This window comes from Massilia frigida, from assembly GCF_011682175.1.
In the GTDB taxonomy this organism is placed as follows: domain Bacteria; phylum Pseudomonadota; class Gammaproteobacteria; order Burkholderiales; family Burkholderiaceae_D; genus Telluria_A; species Telluria_A frigida.
In genome coordinates this window covers 1-19,991 of sequence record NZ_WHJG01000051.1, presented here as the reverse complement: position 1 = coordinate 19,991, position 19,991 = coordinate 1, and the positions used below count along the sequence as shown (strand labels likewise).

Below are 19,991 nucleotides of genomic sequence, written 5' to 3'. Positions count from 1 at the left end.
ATGACTGAGAATGATATATTTGATTTGACGTCCTATTCAGGGGTTAATAACGCCAGATTTGGGATGACTCCAAAAGAAATCGAGGCTATTTTTGGATTGCCCGATATTGTCGATATGGATTACTTCCAGCAACGGGAGGAATTTAGATTATTTATGAATGTTGCATATTCTGCCGAGCCAGAAAGAGCAATCCATTTTGGATTTGGACGGCAAATGAAAGGCACGAAATATAACGAAATTTCTCTTTTTACTGAAGATCCAAATATTGTATTGCAAAAGCTGATCGCAGCCGATGGGAACCCCCAACTGCTCCTCGGCTTTGTCATTTTTCTTAACCTCGGGCTGACGCTAACGGGTTTTCATGACAACGATGAGTCCCAAAAAGCTGTGACCTTATTTGAACGGGGTTTCCACGATGAAAGCCTCCAAGAAATGAAGCCCTTTCGCTTACGAAAAAAATAGGGGCAGGATGCAGTATGCGCGATATTACATTTTTGAATTCTTGCCATACTCAGATGCAGGCAACGCTAAATCTGGATTGACGCCTGGGGAAATTGAGTTTCCAAAAATCGTCTCCGTTCTATCAGCGTGCGAAGGCATGGTTGACGATGGCGAAAATTTGTGCAGTTCGTCAACTATGCCAAAATATTCCAAATTCTTTTGACACGACGGATGACCAGCGGGTATTGTTGTAACAAATTATTGCAATCAACTCACCTGAACGGACTCGCATGAAATTATCACAGCTGTCTATTGCCGATTTAACAGCACTGCGCGATCAGATTGGCGTCGAAATAAGAACTCGCGAAAACGATGCGATCGAGAAAGCGCGCGCAGAAATCACCGCTATCGCGGCCAGCGTAGGCATTCCTATCGGTGAATTAATGGGCAAATCTGGCAAGATGCCAGTGAAAAACAAGGCACCGGTAAAATACCGTAACCCTGCAGACCCGAGCAAGGAATGGACGGGCCGCGGTCGTTCCCCGGCGTGGGTAAAAGATTTGGAGGTGGCCGGCAAGCTCGATAGCGCCAGGGTGTAACGCCATGTCTGATGGAAGGACCGTTCGCATGTTCCAGCGCGACTTGTGGGAACGGATGCATTAAATAAAGAGGCCCCGACTTTCAAGCCGGGGCTTTTTTATTGGCCGCTATGCGGCCCTTGTTTCCGCAAGCTCGCGTCGCACGGTTTGTTTCAGGGCGGCCGGCGCGGTCTTCTGCGTCCGGTTCAGCGCATCCTGTCTCATCGCCTGTACACGCTTGATGACGCCCGGCATGCTGACCCTGATCGGCGTGGCCGGGTTCTTGGCATTCCAGTCGTCGCGCCACGCGCGCGCCTCGTCCACCTTCGCCATGTCGCCGTTGGCCAGGCCCTGCGCCCAGTGCTCGGCGATTTCTATTGAGCGCATGCGGTTCTGGCCGACCATGTTCAGGGCCTGGCCCTTGGCATCCTGGATGTCGGCGGTGCTGTTCGGCTGGAAGCCGACCATCTTCATCACCGCTTCGGCGGCGCTGGTGTCGTTCACATTGTAGCCGCGCGCGTCCCGGTAGGTGCCGGTGGCCAGCATGTCCGCCCCCTTGGCGACATTGCGCAAGGCCGCCGGCATGACGTCGAGCACTGCCCCGGCCACGTCGCCTCCCAGTAGCTTGCCGGTGCCGGTGAACGCGCGCTTGGCGACGTCACCTGCAGGTCCGGCCAGCTCGCCCAGATCGCGCGCGTACGAATCCTTCTCCGTCAGCAATCCCGTGCCCGGAATCAGGTTGCCCATGCCAAAGCGGCCGGCGACGTCGACCGGCATGCCCGGCATGCTCGATACGCCCTTGAGGACGAAGTCCGCGCCGCCTTGGCCCAGGGTATCGGTCAAGAACGCCTGCTTCGAGCGCTTGCTCGAAAAGTTATAGCCAAGACGCTGCAGGATGCCATCGATCGCGTCCTCCAGGTCCTGCTCGAACGGCAGGCCGTCGGCGCCACCCATCAGCAGCAGCACGGCCAGCATGTACAGCGCCGCGCGGCGCCCGGCTGCGCGCTCCTTCGAGCCAGGCGCGCCGGCGAAGGCCATGCGCGACAGCAGCTCAAGGTAGCCGATTGAATACTGCTTGAACGTCATCAGCAGCGAACCGACGGCGCCGCGCGCCCATTTCGGTTTGTTGCCAGAATTGTAAATGCCCTGCGTTTGCGCTACCGCCTCCTGTGCGAAATGGGCAGGGTCTCCCATCCCCTCTTCCACCGCCGTGCGGTAGGCCGCGATGAAGGTAATACGCCGGTTGGCCAGCTCGGCCATGGCAAACAGCTTACCCCAGCCCAGCGTCACCTTCGCCATGGCATTGTTCAAGTGGGCTCGCGTGTTGCCGGCAGTGGTGCCGTCGCCGGCACGCAGCGCACCCTTGCCGGACGCCTGCGCCTGCAGGTAATGGACCTCCTGCGGCGCAACGATCCCTTCCTCTGTCGCCCATTGCATCGCGGCGTCGAGCTGGGCATCTCCAGTCGCATCCTTGCCGGCATCCTTCACGGCGGCCGCCAGGCGCACGCCTGCCTTCGTCAGGCCCCCGAATTGGCTCAGGTAGGGCAAGGTCATGGTGAACGGCTGGGTAAGATTGACCATGGCGGAGGCGACCGAGCCCCCAGGAACTGCGCGAACATCAGGCCCCCGAGCGGCACCCCCGCTTCCGGGTTACGGATATGCTCGCGCAGCTGCATGGCCGCGTCGATCAATTCGCCCTGCTGCTTCGGGATCTCGGTAACGGCTTCGTCAATTTCGTCCAGGTGGGCATTGCCGGCGGTGAGCCGCGCGTTGCTGTAAATGAAGCCGGCCAGCACCCGGCCGGCGTCCTCCGAAAAGCCCGCGATACCCTTGCGCTGGATCATGCGCTTCATCGAGCTGCGGTTGTTCTTCGCCAGTTTCAGATAGGTCTGGTACACCTCGGTACTGGCGGCGCTGGCCTGGCTGTCGAGCCCGACCATCGAACCGAACAACTCGATCGTCTCCGGAGAAACGCCGGCGAACAGCTTATAGGCGTCGGCCGACACGGTACCCTGTGATACTTCCGCGTCCGGATGCTCGGCGCGCATGTCGCGCACCATCTTCGACGCCTCATATTGCGTCTCGAACATGCCGAAATACACCTGTTCCTTGCTTTGCTGCACCTACACGGTGTGCTTGCCGAAGCGCGACAGCGGCGCGTAGCCGCGGTCCATCAGGTCCTTGCCCTTGTCAGACAGGTTCATGATCTGCCTGGCCGTGTCGAGGTGCATGTCCGCCTTTTCCGGGTCCAGCTTGGCCAGGGCGACAAAATGGTCGCGCAGCAGCGCGGCCGCAGCCGACAGATCCGGCGCCGCCACGGCCTGCTCAAGCATGCCTTTCGCGTCCTTGCCGCCGAGCTTGACCATTTCGCTGATCGTCAGGTTCGTCAGGCTCTTGTCGAGCGCCGCGCGGAACTGGCGGTACAGCGCGATCTGGTCGGCCGACAGACTGAACATGGCGCCCAGCTCCGCATCGGACCACACCACGCCTGCGCGCAGCTGGGTATTCTTGAAGCGGCTGTTGATGATCGAGTCGTAGATGTCGAGCGGGTTGTGCTGCCAGGCGCGATTCTGCTGGTCGTCGATGATGCTCTTCTCCAGCAGGATGCGCGCCTTGTCTGCGGTCGACATCGCCACGGCCTGTTCCTCCAGCACGTCGATCTTGACCGGCTCGCCGTGCGCATCGCGCGCCCAGGTCAACGTGCCCTCGAAGATCGGTGCCCCGATCGCCTTGGTATCGGCGGCCGTCAGCGCCTTTTTGCGGTTCTTGCCGACGATATCGGCCACGTTTTCCAGCTTCGGCAGGAGGGTTGGCGCCAGGTCGGCCGCCACCACGGCGTAGCGCGAGACGTCGCCCAGGAAGTGCTGTACGGCGCCGTAGACTGCGGCGAATGCCGGTTGGCGTTTCGCCAAGTTGTCCATCGTGCCGATCGACTTGTGCCACCAGCTCAGTTTCCCCGTGCTGTTGAACAGGTCGCCGACGAGATAGTTCGCCGGCAGGCGCACTTCGGCGATGCTGTTGGCGGCGCTGGCCAGCGCGCTGCCAAGTCCGACACGGCTGAACGCTGGCGACCTGCCAGGCGCCACGGCGCCGCTCGATGCCGGCTTGCCCTTGCGCAGCGCCGCGCTGCCCGCAGCGGCCCACGGGTCCGCCGGCGGGAAGTCGGTCGCCGTCTTGCGGAAAATCTGCTGGATCAGCGCGCGCGCCTCTTCGTTCTTCATGCCGCGCCAGTAGGCGGCCGCCTCGGGAATGCCCAGCCATTCGGCCAGGTTCGCCAGCCAGCGCTGTACGGTGCGTTCTACCTTCGCGCGCACGTCGGTTTGGGTGAAGGCGCCGGCGTTCGGTTCGGCCAGCACCGCAAGCGCTTCGTCAATGCCGCGCGCGGTGGCGTACTTTTGCCCGCCTTGCTTCAAGGCCAGCTGGCCCTGTCCGGTTTTTACCCAGCGGTCGGCCTCGGCCCGGAATGCACCATCGCGCTGGTAAATCATGTTCATGCGGGTGATATACTCGTCGCCTGGCAGAAACCTCTGGAGTCCGTAGTGCAGCATTTCGTGGAAAAGGGTCCGCTGGACCTCCCGGAGGGTGGGCAGGGCGTCCCGGAACAGGTAGATGACGCCTTCGTACACCGCCCCGGACACGTGCTCATCACTTGCGACACCCGGGAGGACGCCGAAAGCGCTGTCGCGGATGCGGATCACGGGCTGGTGCTCAAATTTGCCAATGCGGTTTTCAACTTCTTTGGCTATCGCCTCGTCCGCAAGCCATTTCGCGCGCGGCAGCGCGACTGAGGATTCGCCCATCGCGCGGCCGACCACGGGCGCCGGTGCCGCGGCGTCGCGCGTCGCGTTGTTTTCCGTCCAGGTCGCAACCATGATCGCGCGCACGGCGTCGACGTCGCGCACCAGCGCGGCCACATCGAAACGCGAGCCGCGCAGGCTCTTGATCAGCTTGGCCGCCACTTCCATGAATTTGTAGGCGACGCTGCGGAACAGCGCGCGGTCGGCCTTGGCCAGATCGGACCAGAACACCGGGTCCATCCACATGCCGCCATTGATATCGGCGATGACTTCGGCTTCCGCCTGATCCTCTGTGACATCCTGGAACCCGTTGGCCGCGAATTCGCGCGTCTGGCGGTCTTCCACCACCCCTTCTTTCAGGTAACCGCGGATCTGCGTGCGCAGCTTGGCGCCCAGCTCCGGATTCGACTGTTCAAGTGCATGCAGCGTTTCGTGGCCGGCAATTGCCAGCTCGGCGTTGCGCATACCTTCGGTCAGGTAGGCCACGCCGTTATAGGCCACGCCCTCGAACTCTGCGTTCTTGCTCACGAAATTGACCTCGATGCCCAGCGCCTTGCCAACCTGACGCGCCAGGGCGAACTGAGCGTTGGGAGCGGTGCGCAGCGCGCGCACAGGTGCCATATCGGCCTTGGCCAGTTCGCGGTTGAGCTGTTCCGTCGCCTTCATGGCGCGCAGGAAATCGACGCCGCTCAGTTCAAGCGGCGCAGTGGTGCCGGCATCGGCGCCGGGGGGAAGAGTTGGCAGGGAAGAAACGCCATCGGCACGGAAGTATTCCGCATCGCGGCTGTACAGCAGACGAGCGAGCTGGGGACTTACACGTTGTAGGAGCCGCTCTGAAACGTGATCCAGAACTTCTCGCCCTCCGTCTCGTCCAGCCTCTTGTAAAACAGACTGGGTAAGAACCGCTCTCTTAATATCAGACATCCCAATCGGCGGCGTATACATTCCTCTTGCGGTTGGGAAGAAGACGTCATAAGCGTTTCGTACCGATTCTGCAGCAGTAACAAAATCCTCGTTCGTGAAAGGTACTGCATCCACTCGCCCGACGTCCCGTGCGCCTTCATCAGCGCGGTCAGTTCCGCGTCCGGAAGTGCTTCCACTGTAGGCTGGTCCCAGCCCTTGCTCATCAGACCATTCTCCGAGATCGGATTGGTCAGCTCGTAGTGGCCCGGCAGATGCCCGAACGGGTGCGCGCTCGAAGCGGGCGCGGGCGAAGTTGTAGGTGACATCGGCGATCTCAGGGAAAAGGTGCAGGATGTTAGTGTAGGACGAAACCAGCATTTCCTGCAAGTTATGGGCATCGTCGCCGGGGCGCCACGCGATCGGGCGCACGTCGGCGCCGCCGGCCGTTCCCGTCGCTTCGACCTGGCGCGCGTGCGGCGCCAGGTGCTTGGTGGTGCCGTGGCGCAGCGCGGAGGAAATCATGTGCTCTGTGCGGCGGTACAGCGCCTTGTCGGACAGCCCGGCCGGGTCGCCGATGAAGACATGGCCGGTGTTGTGGGCGAGCGTGGCCACGGCCTGATAAACACCCGAGCCGGTGCGGCCTTCTTTCCAGTTCGAGATATCGAGCCAGATTTCCTTGTTGCGGTTGTTGCGGTAGGGGTGTAAGGTGCAGTGGAACGGAAAACCGGGTTAAGGCTCTAACGACTGGATTGCGCCATGGAGCTAACCGTTCGATAGTGTCTATCCCGATGAGACTGCGCTCACGGAAACAGGCCTGCTTATCACTACATGCCTATTTTTTTGCTTTGGTGCCGCTAGCAAATAACTCAATCTTGCGCGTGGGACCGGAAACAATGAGTAGATCAGCAGGTTGTACGGATGTCTCGGGGGTAGCGTGCTGAAAGTCCGTATTTGCTCGCTTAACGCCGACAATTGTTACCCCGAACTGCTCACGAACTCGTGACTCGGTGAGCGATTTGTTGTGAGTCATGACAGGGGCGTGGATCTTCGCGATGGCAAACCCGTCATCGAATTCCAGAAAGTCGATCAACCGCCCTGTAACCAGATGGGCTACTCGCTCGCCCATGTCTGCCTCAGGCATCACCACATGGTGGGCCCCCATCTTTTTTGCTAACTGGCCGTGGTCGTGGTCGAGAGCCTTGACCCAAATGTCCTTGATCCCCAATTCAGTCAGTACCATCAGTGTTAAGAGGCTAGCTGCAATGTCCCCTCCAATTGCTACGATAGCATGTGAAAAGTCAGCAGCGCCCAGCTGAAGCATGACGCTTTCTTTGGTTGAGTCGGCCTGCACTGCGTGGGTTAGCTTATCTGCCCAAACTTGTACACGCTCGCCATTGTTGTCGACCCCCATGACGTCATGACCTAGGCGGACAAGCGACTGGGCAACAGCGCTGCCGAACCGGCCTAAGCCTATAACCAAAACACTGTCGCTGGCGGAAAATGCAAACTGCTCTGTGAAAATTCTACCCAACAATTGGATGCTCCTCTGGAAAGCGATACGGCATTCGCCGTTCACCGAGTATGAGTGAAGTCGCTAAGGTGATCGTTCCTATGCGGCCTAAATACATCAATATAACAAGTACAAATTGCCCCACGGGAGGAAGATCGGCCGTGATTCCTGTCGAAAGGCCAACCGTACCGAAAGCGGAAATCACCTCAAAAATGATACGGTCGGTCGACGCATCGCTTACAGACAGCAATATAGTAGTCCCGAGGATTACTACTGCACCACCAAGTACCAGGACAGTAATCGCTTGACGCTGTGCTGGGCTGCCGACTCGACGACCAAACGCTTCGCTATCGGGTTGACCCCGTATCTCTGCTATGACCAGCAAAAACAAAATCGCCACCGTGCCGACCTTGACGCCTCCGGCGGTGCCGGCGCTGCCGGCTCCCACGAACATCAGCAGATAATGTAGAGCCCATGTTTCTCGACTGGCCACCGCGAAATCGATGGAATTGAATCCCGCAGTCCTTGCCGAAACCGAAGTGAACGCTGCCGACAAAACCTTATCAGGTACCGACATTGCACCAAGAGTCCTTGCGTTGGACCACTCGAAAAATAGGACGCCAAGGAAGCCCACGAGTAGTAGGAAGCCCGTCACTGCAAGCGTCAGCTTTGTATGCAGAGACCAGCTGCGCGGCGACCGTGTTTTGTCTCGCAGGTCCATCAGCACTGGAAATCCTATGCCGCCGATAAAAATCGCCAACATGAGCGGCAGGAGTACTAACACATCTGGAGCGTAACGCATGACGCTGTCGGCGTGGATTGAGAAGCCGGCGTTATTAAATGCCGAAACTGAGTGAAACAGTCCGCTCCATGCAGCCTGTTGCCATTCGAGGCCGTAACCAACACGGAACCGTAACATCAGAACTAGCGCAACAATTAGCTCACACGCAACCGTCACGGTTAGCACGAGCTTAGCCACATTGGCCACATCGCCCAGTCCCAACGAATGAGTTTCTGTTTGAGTGATAAGTTTCAGCCGCAGCCGAGGCGACCGATTCACCATGAGACCTAGCAGAGTCGCGCCGGTCATCATGCCAAAGCCGCCCACTTGAAAGAGCAGCATAATGATGCCCTGACCTGCAGAAGACCAATATGTACCGGTGTCAACGACGGCAAGTCCGGTAACACATACCGCTGAAACTGAAGTGAAGAGCGCAGTGAGGAAGGGTGCTGACCCAGGCGCGAGTCGAGCAAAGGGCATCATCAGAAGTAAAGTTCCAATGATGATCGTCGTGAGAAAAGCGAGCGCGACTATGCGTGCTGGGTGAAGTAGTCTTTGTCGTATCATCGTTTTTTCTTGGTGAGACGGCGTCGCGCACAAATTCGCTGCAAAAGATTCGTGGCAATATCGTTATGCTGCATCGTCAGGAACCCGCTGGGCCACCAAGTCCTGCCGTCGATAGCGAGGCAGATACGCTTGCTTAACATGGTGATCGTTTAGTCCTCTGATCAAAACATCCAGGGTCTCATCACTAGAGGTTAAGCGGTAAAGAAAGAAGCTGCTCTTCCGTAGTGCAACGCCACAATACATGCAGAAACTGGCGCCTGCGTGAACTTGACGGGCACAGTTAAACCGGTTGATAAATCCGCGAATAATTTTAGCCATCACTGTCGCTTTCCCGAAAATCGGGAGCAAGGGTCGGCGCCGACAGTCTGAGGTATTGATACAGGGTCTCGCGGCTGATTCCGAACTCACGGGCGAGCGTTGATTTTTGTTCGCCGGAGCCAGCGCGGCGGCGCAGCTCGATAACTTGGTCGTCAGCTAACGCTTTTTTGCGGCCACGATATGCGCCGCGTTGCTTGGCCAGCGCGATCCCCTCTCTCTGCCGCTCTCGGATCAGCGCCCGCTCGAATTCTGCAAATGCTCCCATTACCGACAGCAGTAGATTTGCCATCGGCGAATCGTCACCAGTGAAGCTCAGTGATTCTTTAACAAACTCAATACGAATGCCACGCTTGGTCAGCGCTTGCACTAGTCGCCTCAGGTCGTCAAGGTTGTGCGCCAGGCGGTCCATGCTGTGCACTACGACGGTATCGCCTTCGCGGGCGAATGATAACAGTGCATCCAGCGCTGGCCGCTGTGTGTCTTTGCCAGATGCCTTGTCAGTGAACAGTTTATCCACCTCGACCTGATCGAGCTGACGCTCTGGATTCTGGTCGAAACTGCTGACCCGGACATAACCGATGCGCTGACCTCGCAAAACGTGTCTCCTTAACAAGATGTGTCAGGAAAGACTCTATGACTGTTCAGTGCATGTGTCAAGATATTTCGTTACGGACCCTATTCTGACTTGTAGAGCCAACGCAACCTGACATCAGGTTAGGGTATAGCTCAATCTGACATTTGGAGCGATATCAATCGCAGCGATGTGCTTAGCGCCCGATTTCCCCCCTTTTCCCTATTTACCCCAACGGATAAAAAATGGGTTTCCCCAGTGATGGAGAAACCCAAAAAGCCCATGAAGGCACTGCTGAAACTTTTCTGCAGACGGACAGCGCTGCCCGGTCCAAGTAACGGCCGCCGCGAACTCGCTCCTAAAGAAGAAAGAGCGCAAGCATGGCGACCACTGTCGGAGCCAAAGCGCCCAGCAGCAGGCCACCCACACCAATCGACTCATCGTTAAAACCGTCGCGCAACAGGGATACGCCGGCAGGATTTGGCGCATTGGCGATTACCGTAAGCCCACCACCGGCGACGGCACCGGCGACCAGCATATACTTGGCCTGATCGCTCATGCCAGAAATGAGCGATCCCAAATAGGTGAGCGCGGCATTGTCGGTAATGGCAGTAAGTGCGGTAGCACCAAAGAACAGGGCCGTCGGCGCAAGGCTCGATACGATCGGTTGCAGCCACCACTGTTGCATGCCGCCCAGGACTACAAGGCCAGCAAGGAAGAATCCAACCAGCAAACCCTCTTTCAGAATCAAGGGATTCTGGTATTGCTCGTAGGCCTTGGTAAAGCCGATAAAGAACATGAACAGTCCCATAAAAATAACGGGATGATGGGCGAAGCCGACGACGGCCCCGAGAAAGGCGAGATGTATGGCACTCACTAGAAAAGGAATTCGGTCGGGGGTCCGCGCACCGGGCTTGTCGTCCCGGATGTGCCGCCGAAGCATGAAGGTCACTACCGTCGCGTTGATCACGACCGCAATGGCCGACTTCCATCCGAAATTGGTCGCCATGAAGGCGCTGTCCCAGTTCCAGGTCGACGCGACCATGAGCACGGGAGGGGCAGCAAACGAGGTGAGGGTGCCGCCGATCGAGACGTTAACGAACAACACGCCCAAGGCCCCATATTTTAGCCACTCTGGCATGCCCTGGTCCTGGCGGAAAATCAGTGGTCCCAGCATTAACGCAGCCAGTGTCATTGCAGCAGGTTCGGTGATGAAGGAGCCGATGAGCGGTACTAGCGCCAGGCAAAGCCAAACGCGAACGACTGCGGTTCGTAGCGGAACCAGTCGCGCCAGCAGCGATATGAGGGCTCTGATCGTCTCTAGCACTGGCTTGGACGCGGCAACGACCATGATAACGAACACGAACAGCGGTTCGGTGTAGGTGCGCGATTCGGCGTACTTGATTGCCTCGGAACCGCCGACGACGAATGCCATAGCAATGATCAGAACGAGTGCCCACAGACCGAAAACGACTTCTACTTCACCAAAAAAATGAAACAGTCCGGCATGTCGCGGGAAACGGTCGGCCAGACGTTCAAACGTCTTGGTTGCAAAGGTGTGTGCGAGCGCCAGTCCAAACAGCACCGCAGCGATTAGATTGATATCTGCCATTTTGCTTTCATATCTGAACGATTAACTGATGAAGAGTGGTTACCGGACAGGGGTAACTGGTCGCTGCGCAGAGGTTTGGTCACCGTCTCGGCGACAGTACACATGGGTGTGGTATTGGTAGCCCGGCAGACTGCATGCGCTGGCGCGACAAGGCTTTGGCCATCTTCGAAGGGGAACAAGCAATCGGGCGCAGTAGCGATGAGCAGATCGGTATTCGATGTTTTCATAGGGGCGTGAGCAGACAGCGTGGCGGCCCGACCGACGCTGTTCCTGCTCCACACGGCAGTGTGTGCACCCGGCGCCATTATATACGATTCCATTTGTCCCTCCGATCTGACGCAAACCTCCGACAAAGGGTGATCTGCAACCTCCATTGGAGTGTTGTAAGCTGCCCGCATGTTGCAAGTCCGCTCCCCTGACATCGAGCCTAACCAGCGACAGATAAGAATTTTTTACACACAAGTCGCGGAGATTTAGCAATTCAACATTGGCCCAGACGGGCGTGGATCGGACCTATGCCAGTCAGCTTTCTTTCGAACGACCAGCGCGAAAACTACGGTCGCTACGCCGGCCCGCCGTCGCCTCATGATCTCGCCCGGTACTTTCACTTGAACGACACCGACCACGCTTTGATTGCACAAAAGCGCGGTGCGCACAATCGGTTTGGTTTTGCCGTTCAGCTCGGCACGGTGCGCTACCTGGGCACGTTTCTGGAAAATCCCCTTGACGTGCCCCAGCCTGTGCTGTGGGCGCTGGCAAAGCAATTAGGCATCGAGGCGCCGGACAAGGCAAGCGCCTATAGTGCCGGCGAGCAGCGCTGGCAGCACGCAACGGAAATTCGCGCGTCCTATGGTTACGTCGAGTTCACAGAACCCCTGATCGCCTTCCGTCTTACGCGGTGGCTCTATGCCTTGTGCTGGACCGGCACCGACCGGCCGAGTGTACTTTTCGAACGCGCCACAACATGGCTCGTGACGCACAAGGTATTGCTGCCTGGCTGCACGACGCTCGAACGGTACGTTGCGCGCCTACGCAGTCGGGTCGAGGAGCGATTATGGCGCTCGCTTGGAAGTGGGGTCAGCCTCGACCAGCAAACGCGCCTGGAAGGCCTCCTGGTATCTTCTGGCGGCAGCCGCAATTCCCCGCTTGACCGCCTGCGCACCGGGCCGGTGGTGGCCAGCAGCCGATCAATGAGCTTGGCGCTGATGCGGCTCCAAGCCGTTCGAGAGCTTGGCATCCGGTTGCCGGCTGCCACGCGTATCCCAGCCACGCGGGTCGCGGCCCTTGCCCGGTTTGCCGGCGCCGCCAAGGCCAGCGCGATCCTGCGCCTACCGGTGCTGCGTCGTCTGGCCACCCTGGTAGCGTTTGTGCACTGCCTCGAAGCATCGGCACAGGATGACGCCTTGGAAGTGCTCGAAGTCATCCTGCGGGAGCTTTTCGGTGACGCCGTGAAGGCGGACAAGAAATCCCGCCTTCGCTCGCTCAAGGACTTGGACGAGGCGGCGGCCACCCTCGCCAGCGCGTGTCAAATGCTGCTGGACGACACTGTGCCGGATGCCGAGCTGCGCAAGCTGTTGTTCGCTCGGATTTCGCCGGACGCGCTCGCGCTGGCCCTCGCCGGCGTCAACAAGCTGATTCGACCGACCGACAATGTGTACTACCAGGAGCTGGACGCTAAGTACAAGACCGTGCGCCGGTTCCTGCCGGCGCTGGCCGAGCACATTCACTTTGGCGCGAATGCCGCTGGCGAGCCGTTCATCGCCGCCTTTGCCTGGCTTCGCGCCAACATGACGGTGAAGAGGCCCGACAACGACGCGCCGCGCGAGATCATCACCAAGCCCTGGCAGCGTCATGTGCTGCGCGAGGGCGATACCATCGATTTTCACGCTTACACCTTTTGCGTTTTGTCCGAATTGCGTATCGCGCTGCGCAGGCGAGACGTGTTCGTGGCACCAAGCTGGCGGTACGCCGATCCGCGCGCCGGCCTTCTCGATAGCGCTGAATGGGAATCCACACGCCCGATCATTTGTCGCACGCTTGGCTTGTCGGCGGTACCGGGTCCGACCTTAAGCGCGCTGGCCGATGAACTGGACCTCACCTACCACGCTGTCGCCGCCAGGTTGCCCGACAACCCGGCCGTGAGGTTCGACAAGGTGGGCGATAAACAGGAACTGGTGCTCAGCCCGTTGGACAGAATGAATGAACCGGCGTCGTTGATCGCGTTGCGCACCAAGGTCATGGGTATGCTGCCGCGCGTCGATCTGCCAGAACTGATCCTAGAGATTGCCGCCCGCACTCGCTTCACTGACGCCTTCACCCACATATCGGAGCGCACCGCGCGCGCTTCTGACCTGCATGTGAGCATCTGCGCGGTGTTGATGGCCGAGGCATGCAACACGGGACCGGAGCCGCTAATTCGCGGCGACGTCCCGGCCCTCAAGCGCGACCGATTGTCCTGGGTGGATCAAAACTACCTGCGCGATGACACCATCACGGCAGCAAACACAATGCTGGTATCGGCGCAAAGCCGTTCGGCGCTGGCCGGCGTGTGGGGCGGCGGTGAGGTCGCGTCGGCCGATGGCATGCGGTTCGTGGTGCCGGTACGATCAGTGCATTCCGGGCCGAACCCGAAATACTTCGGCGTCGGGCGCGGTGTGACTTGGTACAACCTGATATCGAACCAGTTTTCCGGCCTCAACGACATCACGGTGCCTGGCACGCTGCGCGATAGTTTGGTCCTGCTGGCCGTCGTCCTGGAACAGCAAACCGACCTCCAGCCAACTCAGATCATGACGGACACAGGCGCGTACAGCGACGTGGTTTTCGGATTATTCCGCCTGCTTGGTTACCGATTTAGCCCACGCCTGGCGGATGTCGGCGGCACGCGCTTCTGGCGAATTGACTCGAAGGCCGACTACGGGCTGCTCAATTCTGTATCCGGACACAATATTAGTCTCCAGAAAATCGAATTACATTGGGATGACATGCTGCGCCTGGCTGGCTCTCTTAAGCTTGGCCGGGTGCCGGCTGCCGGCATCATGCGCACGCTTCAGGTGGGCGAGCGACCGACCAGACTAGCCCAAGCCATCGCCGAGCTCGGCCGCATCGATAAAACCCTGCACACCCTGACGTACATCGATGACGAAGCCAAGCGCCGGAGCACGCTAACCCAACTCAACCGGGGCGAGGGTCGGCACAGCGTCGCCCGCGCGGTCTTTCATGGAAAACGGGGTGAATTGAGGCAGCACTACCGCGAAGGCCAGGAAGACCAGCTCGGCGCGCTCGGCCTCGTGCTCAACATGATCGTGCTATGGAACACCAACTACATAGAGGCCGCGTTGAACCAGCTCCGCGCGGACGGCTTCGAGGTGCGCGATGAGGACGCGACCAGGCTGTCACCACTGCTGCATGAGCATATCAACATGCTCGGCCGGTATTCATTCTCAGTACCGGACGCCGTGGCCAAGGGTGAGCTGCGGCCGCTGCGGAACCCGTCGAGCGACGAATAAGCCAGCGAACCTAGCCCTAAACCCGGTTTTCCGTTCCACTGCACCTCAAACCCCCACATCCGCAAGCGCTACGGCTGCCCCGGCAGCGTGCACGCGCCGGTGACGGCGGCCCTGCCGCCCCAGCCTCTGCCAAAAAGCAACGCCAGCGCCGACCTGCTGGCCATGCTGCTGGTGGTCAAGTTCATCGACGGCCTGCCGCTGGCCCGCTTCGAATACGTGCTGGGCCGGCATGGCGTGACGGTGCCGCGCCAGACGCTGGCGCGTTGGGTCATCGGCGCGGCCGGCGTGCTGCAGCCCTTGCTCAACCTGATGCGCGACGCCTTGCTCGAAGGCGCGTTCCTGCACGTCGATGAAACCGTGGTGCAGGTACTCAAGGAGCTTGGCAAGGCGCCGACCTCGAACAGCTATATGTGGGTGCAGACGGGCGGGCCGCCGGGACGGCCGGTGGTGGTGTTCGACTACGATGCGAGCTGCGGCGGGCAGGTGCCGGTGCGCCTGCTGCACGACTATCGGGGCTATGTGATGACCGACGGCTACAGCGGCTATAACGAGCTGATGCGCACCGACGGCATCGAGCAGCTGGTGTGCTGGGCGCATGTGCGCCGCCGGTTCGTCGACGCCGTCAAAGTGCAGCCGAAAGGCAAGCGCGGGCTGGCCGACGAGGCCGTCGCAATGATCGGCAAGCTGTACGGCGTCGAGCGCGACCACAAGGACGCCGATGAAGCCACGCGCCTGCTGGCACGGCAAACCCATGGCGTGCCGACGCTGGCGGCGCTGCGGACCTGGCTCGACAAGACGTTGCCGGGTGTGACGCCGAAAAGCGCGCTCGGCACGGCGCTGTCGTACCTGCGCGATTGCTGGCCGCGCCTGACGCGTTACACGGAACGCGGCGACCTGCCGATCGACAACAACCGCGCCGAAAATACGATCCGCCCGTTCGTCGTCGGCCGCAAGGCATGGCTGTTCAGCGACACGGTGGCTGGTGCCAACGCCAGCGCCGTCATCTACTCGGTGCTGGAGACGGCCAAGGCGAACGGAGTAGAGCCTTACACGTGGCTGCGGCGTGTGCTGCGCGACCTGCCTTCGGCGACAACCGTGGAGGACGTGGAGGCGCTGCTGCCGTGGAATGTGAAGGATTTGCATACCCCCGATTTAACCAGCGATCTACCCAACTGAATAGGCTGGGGTTTGTGGAGCCCTTACGTTCGACATGTCGCCTTCTGATTTGAAGCTCATCGAGGCGCCGTCCTAGGTAGACCCGTCCAGGGGCGAGCCCACCTTGATGCTGTACAGCGTGGTCGACGACCGGAGCGGTGTGTCCTTTCTCGAATACCGCTGCATCTACAGCGAAGACGCGGAATCGGGTTGCGCTTCCTGTTCAATGCGATGGCGGCGAAGACCGAGAGCGAATCAATGGCCCGGTTGCCAAGAGCGGGGTGTTCCAGAACATAATGTAGGCGCTGGGGGGCGAGTGGCGGACCCACATCCCAGCGGGCAAGGACGGTGAGAGGGTTACGGTGCGTTCGAAGGGCAAGGTCGAGCGCCCGTTTCGCACCGTCAAAGACGCCCAGGAGATGCTGTACCATTTCCACATGCCGGAGACCGGACAGCTGGCCAACGACTGGCTGATACGCTATCTGCTGCGCTACAACCGCCAGGATCACCGTGCCAAGCCACGTTCGCGTATCGTGGACTGGATCGCTAGTTTTCCGCCTGACGGTATCCGCGCCAGAACGGCTTGGCGATCGCGCTGCGCGAGCTGGGGCGCATCGAACTGACGCTGTTCATTTTGGACTGGCTGCAAAGAATGGAACTGCGCCGACGTGTGCAGGCGGGTTTGAACAAGGGCGAAGCGCGTAACGCCTCGGCGAGGGCGGTCTTCATCCACCGGCTCGGCGAGATCCGGGATCGGAGCTTCGAGCAGCAGCGCTACCGAGTCAGCGGACGGGGCCTAGTGACGGTTGCTATCGTGCTGTGGAATACCGTGTACCTTGAACGGGCCACGCAAGGGTACTGTCAACTTGTTGAATCGAAGGCGGAAGCAGGGGAAAGTCGGCTCGATCCGGCTGTATTGAGATCTTGAGATGCTGTAAATTATCCGTTCATCGCTACATCGGTTACCCGGTTCCAGAGTGAGAATGCTTGAGTGCGGACGTGACGATATTGCTGCGCCGACAACTGATTACGCTGACACCGGAAGGCGTTGTTGATAGGGCCATGAGCCGACAGGAAACGCTGTGCATGGCCAGGTGATTTGAAGCGGCGCATCTGCCGTTCTCGTTGTCGCGTTGGCTGGTGTGATAGCTCGGCACGATTGTTCAAACCTTTGTACTGGCGATGCTCGACACCGGGCATGATCTGCACCTTGGCGGCCGCATAGCTTTTCAATTTGTCCGTAACCAGCACCCTTGGTGCATAACACAGGCCCGTGAGCAGCTTACGAAAGAACCGTTTGGCGGCCTGGCGGTTGTGCCTGCTTTGAACAAGGACGTCCAGCGTATGGCCATCCTGGTCGACAGCGCGCCAGAGATAGTAATGTTTGCCCTTGATGGTGAGCACGACCTCGTCGAGATGCTATTTGTCGCCGCGCCGCGGCTGACGCCGGCGCAGTTCATTGGCATATCGCTGACCGAACTTCAACGTCCATTGGCGGATCGTCTCATATGTCACGAAAATGCCGCGACTGGCCATCAGTTCCTCAATGTCGCGAAAACTCAGCGAAAATCGGAAGTACAGCCATACGACGTAGCTGATGATGTGGTGTGTGTGGGAAGCGAAAGCCGAGGTAACGTTGGGTGGGTGTCATGCCAGCAGTTTACAAAAACCGCCACGCTCCGCCAAGTTGACAGTACCCGAGCGAGAGTGCATTGCCCGAGGAATGGCCGCGCAAGCGAGAAACAAAGCGAACCGCTTATAATTATGTATATATGTAGGTATATATATACCTACATAATGACTACAAACCAGACTTTGACTCGCCTTGCAGCGGCGGTAAATTTGCGATACAATGTATCTCAATCAGTCGCTAAAGGAGGCCATCATGGCTGCTACCACCACTATGGTTCACGTCCGCGTGGACGAAAACGTCAAGACGCAGGCTGCGGAAACGCTGGCATCGATGGGCCTGACCGTCTCCGATGCGATCCGTGTTTTCCTGACCCGCGTTGTCGCCGACAAAGAACTACCGTTTGCGATCAAGGCACCGAATGCCAGCAGCCGCGCTGCAATGGCTGAGGCCAACGAGATCATTAAGAGCCGCCGCGCTCGCTTCGCCAACACCGACGCCTTGATTGATGACCTCGAAAAAGCCAGCCTCAAGTAAACGGGCGAGCCTGCCGCGCGCCTCGGACTACACCAAAGAATTCCTCAAGGACTGGCAGCGCCTGTCGCACTCTGGCAGGTACGACATGAACCGGCTCAAGGAAGCGATGACGCTGCTGACGGCCAACAATGGCCCGCTGCCGCCTGAGTGGCTGGATCACCTGCTGACGGGCGACTGGGTAGGCCATCGCGAATGCCACATCGGCGGCGACTTCCTGCTGATCTACACGCTCGACGACACCGGCAAGCATGGCTTGGTGGTGTTCGTCCGCAGCGGAACACACTCCGAGCTGTTTTCGTAACCCGAAAAGAAAGCCGCCTCGCATGGCGAGGCGGTGAAAGACTGCGGGCAATCAGGGAGGAAAACGCCGCTACAAGGCAGACCTCCCGATTATCAGGGCAGAAGGTAGGGCTGCATCAGAACTCGTACTTTTCCTTGCGCTGGATGAAGGCATCACGGCCACCTTCCAGAATGCCGGCCACCTGATCGCGGATCACCGGCACGTCAATCGAGCCTTGTGCTTCCAGCCCGAGACATCCTTGGTTCTCTGCGGCCGTAAAAACACCGATCCACTCAGCATCGCCAAACACAGGAATGTTTGCGTTATGCGTTGCAAACAGGAATTGCGGACAGGTTTTTGCTTCCCTCAGCTCGGTGACGATCCGATCCGCGATAAAGGCGTTGTCTAAGTTGTCCTCCGGCTGATCCATGGTAAGCGGCCAGCGCAGCCACCTTTCATCAGTCGTCAGACCTGCGTAGAGTTAGTGAACGGTAGCAGCGAGTCGATCCTGCTATTAGGGCACGTGGGAAGTGCTTCAAGGGTGTCAGCCAGCCAGCGGGCGGGGTCGAGGCTGTATTCAGGGGAGCACTTATCAACCCCGCCGTTAACGTCGAAGAGATCACGCAATCTCTCTCCTTGCCCAAAAAGAATTGCGTCACCCATCTCGCCCGAGAAATTTACGACACCTTGAGGAAGTGACGGCAATTCGAGGAACCCCAGCGGATCACTGTAGGACAAGGGATTGCCGCCAACATAGGCATATGTATTGATACCCCCAGCTAGACTGATCGGATCACTTTGGATATATCGCCCGCCTGACGCGACTTCCCCTAAATTTCGCTACTTTCCTAGTCCAATCAACCACTTGCAGCAGCTAAATTCAGATGCCGCACCTGCATTGTTGCAAATTTCCCTAGACACGCATTCTGGCTTGCGCGCACGCGCGAGGCAAGGCTTTTCTGGCACGAGGTGGCGGATGGGCGGCGCGGGCGCAGTCAGGGGCGCGCAGCGGCGCAGCGAACCCTTGACGGCCGAGGACGAAACACGCTCAGGCATGCGATGGAAGGCGAGTTTTTACCTTCCACCGCATGCAAACCGGGACTGGGGGGGTGATCTGGCTGTTTCCCTGCTGCGTTGCTCCTACCACGCCGTCAAGCATGCAGATTTGTCCGGGCAAATCCCGGCCTTAGCCTATCCTGCATTAGAGAATTTTCGTTCTTGTCCTTCTCCATTTTATTTTGACTTGTCGATATGCTGTCGATGTCCTGTCGATGTCCTGTCGATACCGCGTCCTGGCATGTGGTATCGACAAATAATCGACAGCACCAAGCTCACTGTGCTGACGTTGTCGATGCACAGCGGCCGAGTTGGGACGCTTGGGATGGCTTGGAGGTGGTTGGGTAGTGCTGACTTCCTGCCGACGTAGTGCGGCCCGGTCAGCGCGTACTATCGCCATGGCCTGGGTTTCAAAGGGACTCCCTTTGGCACGGATATGAATGCCAAACCCGCAGGGTTTTGTATTCATATCTGTCGTGCCTTTGCCAGGGCGCTTCCCGCAGGCGAACGGTTGCATTTGGTTGCATCCCGTGGCTTATGGTTGCAACGCGGTGGCACGTGGTTGCATGAGGGTGCAAATCGGTTGCGTGGGGCGTTGTTACCAAATAGATAGGAATCGCCGGTTCGCGTTACCGAACATATTAAGATTCCTATGTTCTTAAGGCTGCGGCTCGGCGCGTCAACGCGGTGCGAATCCCTTGTCGGCCAGCGCCTTGCGTACCTTCTCGCCGGCGTCAACCATCTCG

The 19,991-nt window shown here is 59.0% G+C and carries 11 protein-coding genes and 7 pseudogenes; 8 read left to right on the top strand and 10 right to left on the bottom strand.

Features of this window, described 5'->3' with window-relative positions:
• Complete coding sequence (locus F2P44_RS30095; protein WP_054264762.1) at positions 1-462, top strand: hypothetical protein; 462 nt, start codon at positions 1-3, stop codon at positions 460-462.
• A gap of 269 nt (positions 463-731) precedes the next feature.
• The gene (locus F2P44_RS30090) at positions 732-1,040 is read left to right on the top strand and encodes an H-NS histone family protein (RefSeq protein ID WP_054264763.1); all 309 of its coding nucleotides are present in this window, start codon (positions 732-734) and stop codon (positions 1,038-1,040) included.
• Positions 1,041-1,148: 108 nt separating this feature from the next.
• Here F2P44_RS30090 and F2P44_RS30085 read toward each other — a convergent pair.
• From F2P44_RS30085 to F2P44_RS30055, 6 genes and pseudogenes are all read right to left on the bottom strand, one after another.
• A pseudogene (locus F2P44_RS30085) lies at positions 1,149-3,079 on the bottom strand (PLxRFG domain-containing protein).
• 63 nt (positions 3,080-3,142) lie between these two features.
• Positions 3,143-6,397 (bottom strand): annotated as a pseudogene (locus F2P44_RS30075) (hypothetical protein); the annotation flags it as partial.
• 154 nt (positions 6,398-6,551) lie between these two features.
• Positions 6,552-7,250, bottom strand: coding sequence for a potassium channel family protein (locus F2P44_RS30070; RefSeq protein WP_166899238.1), 699 nt, complete (start codon positions 7,248-7,250; stop codon positions 6,552-6,554).
• Positions 7,243-8,577, bottom strand: a complete 1,335-nt coding sequence (locus tag F2P44_RS30065) for a TrkH family potassium uptake protein (RefSeq protein ID WP_167093044.1) — start codon at positions 8,575-8,577, stop codon at positions 7,243-7,245. Before F2P44_RS30065 ends, F2P44_RS30070 begins: the two co-directional genes overlap by 8 nt.
• Positions 8,578-8,887: 310 nt before the next feature.
• On the bottom strand, positions 8,888-9,490 hold the full coding sequence (locus tag F2P44_RS30060; protein ID WP_167093042.1) for a recombinase family protein: 603 nt from the start codon (positions 9,488-9,490) through the stop codon (positions 8,888-8,890).
• Positions 9,491-9,824: 334 nt separating this feature from the next.
• Positions 9,825-11,078, bottom strand: coding sequence for a putative Na+/H+ antiporter (locus F2P44_RS30055; RefSeq protein WP_166899181.1), 1,254 nt, complete (start codon positions 11,076-11,078; stop codon positions 9,825-9,827).
• Positions 11,079-11,593: 515 nt separating this feature from the next.
• On the opposite strand from F2P44_RS30055, the gene F2P44_RS30050 reads away from it, so the two are divergent.
• The 4 genes and pseudogenes from F2P44_RS30050 to F2P44_RS30035 all read left to right on the top strand — a co-directional run.
• On the top strand, positions 11,594-14,587 hold the full coding sequence (locus F2P44_RS30050; RefSeq protein WP_167093040.1) for a Tn3 family transposase: 2,994 nt from the start codon (positions 11,594-11,596) through the stop codon (positions 14,585-14,587).
• Positions 14,588-14,641: 54 nt separating this feature from the next.
• A pseudogene (gene tnpC, locus F2P44_RS30045) lies at positions 14,642-15,763 on the top strand (IS66 family transposase); the annotation flags it as partial.
• A gap of 28 nt (positions 15,764-15,791) precedes the next feature.
• Positions 15,792-16,344 (top strand): annotated as a pseudogene (locus F2P44_RS35910) (IS481 family transposase); the annotation flags it as partial.
• Positions 16,308-16,589, top strand: a pseudogene (locus tag F2P44_RS30035) (Tn3 family transposase); the annotation flags it as partial. The pseudogenes F2P44_RS35910 and F2P44_RS30035, both read left to right, overlap by 37 nt.
• Positions 16,590-16,681: 92 nt before the next feature.
• On the opposite strand, the pseudogene F2P44_RS30030 reads toward F2P44_RS30035, so the two are convergent.
• Positions 16,682-17,344 (bottom strand): annotated as a pseudogene (locus tag F2P44_RS30030) (IS6 family transposase).
• 283 nt (positions 17,345-17,627) lie between these two features.
• Between F2P44_RS30030 and F2P44_RS30025 the strand changes: the two are divergent.
• Both F2P44_RS30025 and F2P44_RS30020 read left to right on the top strand, forming a co-directional pair.
• Positions 17,628-17,909 (top strand): type II toxin-antitoxin system RelB/DinJ family antitoxin, encoded by a 282-nt coding sequence (locus tag F2P44_RS30025; RefSeq protein WP_167093036.1) that lies wholly within the window; start codon positions 17,628-17,630, stop codon positions 17,907-17,909.
• Complete coding sequence (locus tag F2P44_RS30020) at positions 17,881-18,210, top strand: type II toxin-antitoxin system YafQ family toxin (protein WP_167093034.1); 330 nt, start codon at positions 17,881-17,883, stop codon at positions 18,208-18,210. Before F2P44_RS30025 ends, F2P44_RS30020 begins: the two co-directional genes overlap by 29 nt.
• A gap of 115 nt (positions 18,211-18,325) precedes the next feature.
• Here F2P44_RS30020 and F2P44_RS30015 read toward each other — a convergent pair.
• The 3 genes and pseudogenes from F2P44_RS30015 to F2P44_RS36875 form a co-directional block, all read right to left on the bottom strand.
• A pseudogene (locus F2P44_RS30015) lies at positions 18,326-18,628 on the bottom strand (hypothetical protein); the annotation flags it as partial.
• Between the two features lie 26 nt (positions 18,629-18,654).
• Positions 18,655-18,960 carry a transposase domain-containing protein gene (locus tag F2P44_RS35905; RefSeq protein ID WP_370662764.1) on the bottom strand — a complete coding sequence of 102 codons (306 nt, stop codon included), beginning with the start codon at positions 18,958-18,960 and terminating at the stop codon, positions 18,655-18,657.
• Positions 18,961-19,924: 964 nt separating this feature from the next.
• Positions 19,925-19,987, bottom strand: coding sequence for a hypothetical protein (locus F2P44_RS36875; RefSeq protein WP_502572636.1), 63 nt, complete (start codon positions 19,985-19,987; stop codon positions 19,925-19,927).
• Positions 19,988-19,991 lie beyond the last annotated feature (4 nt).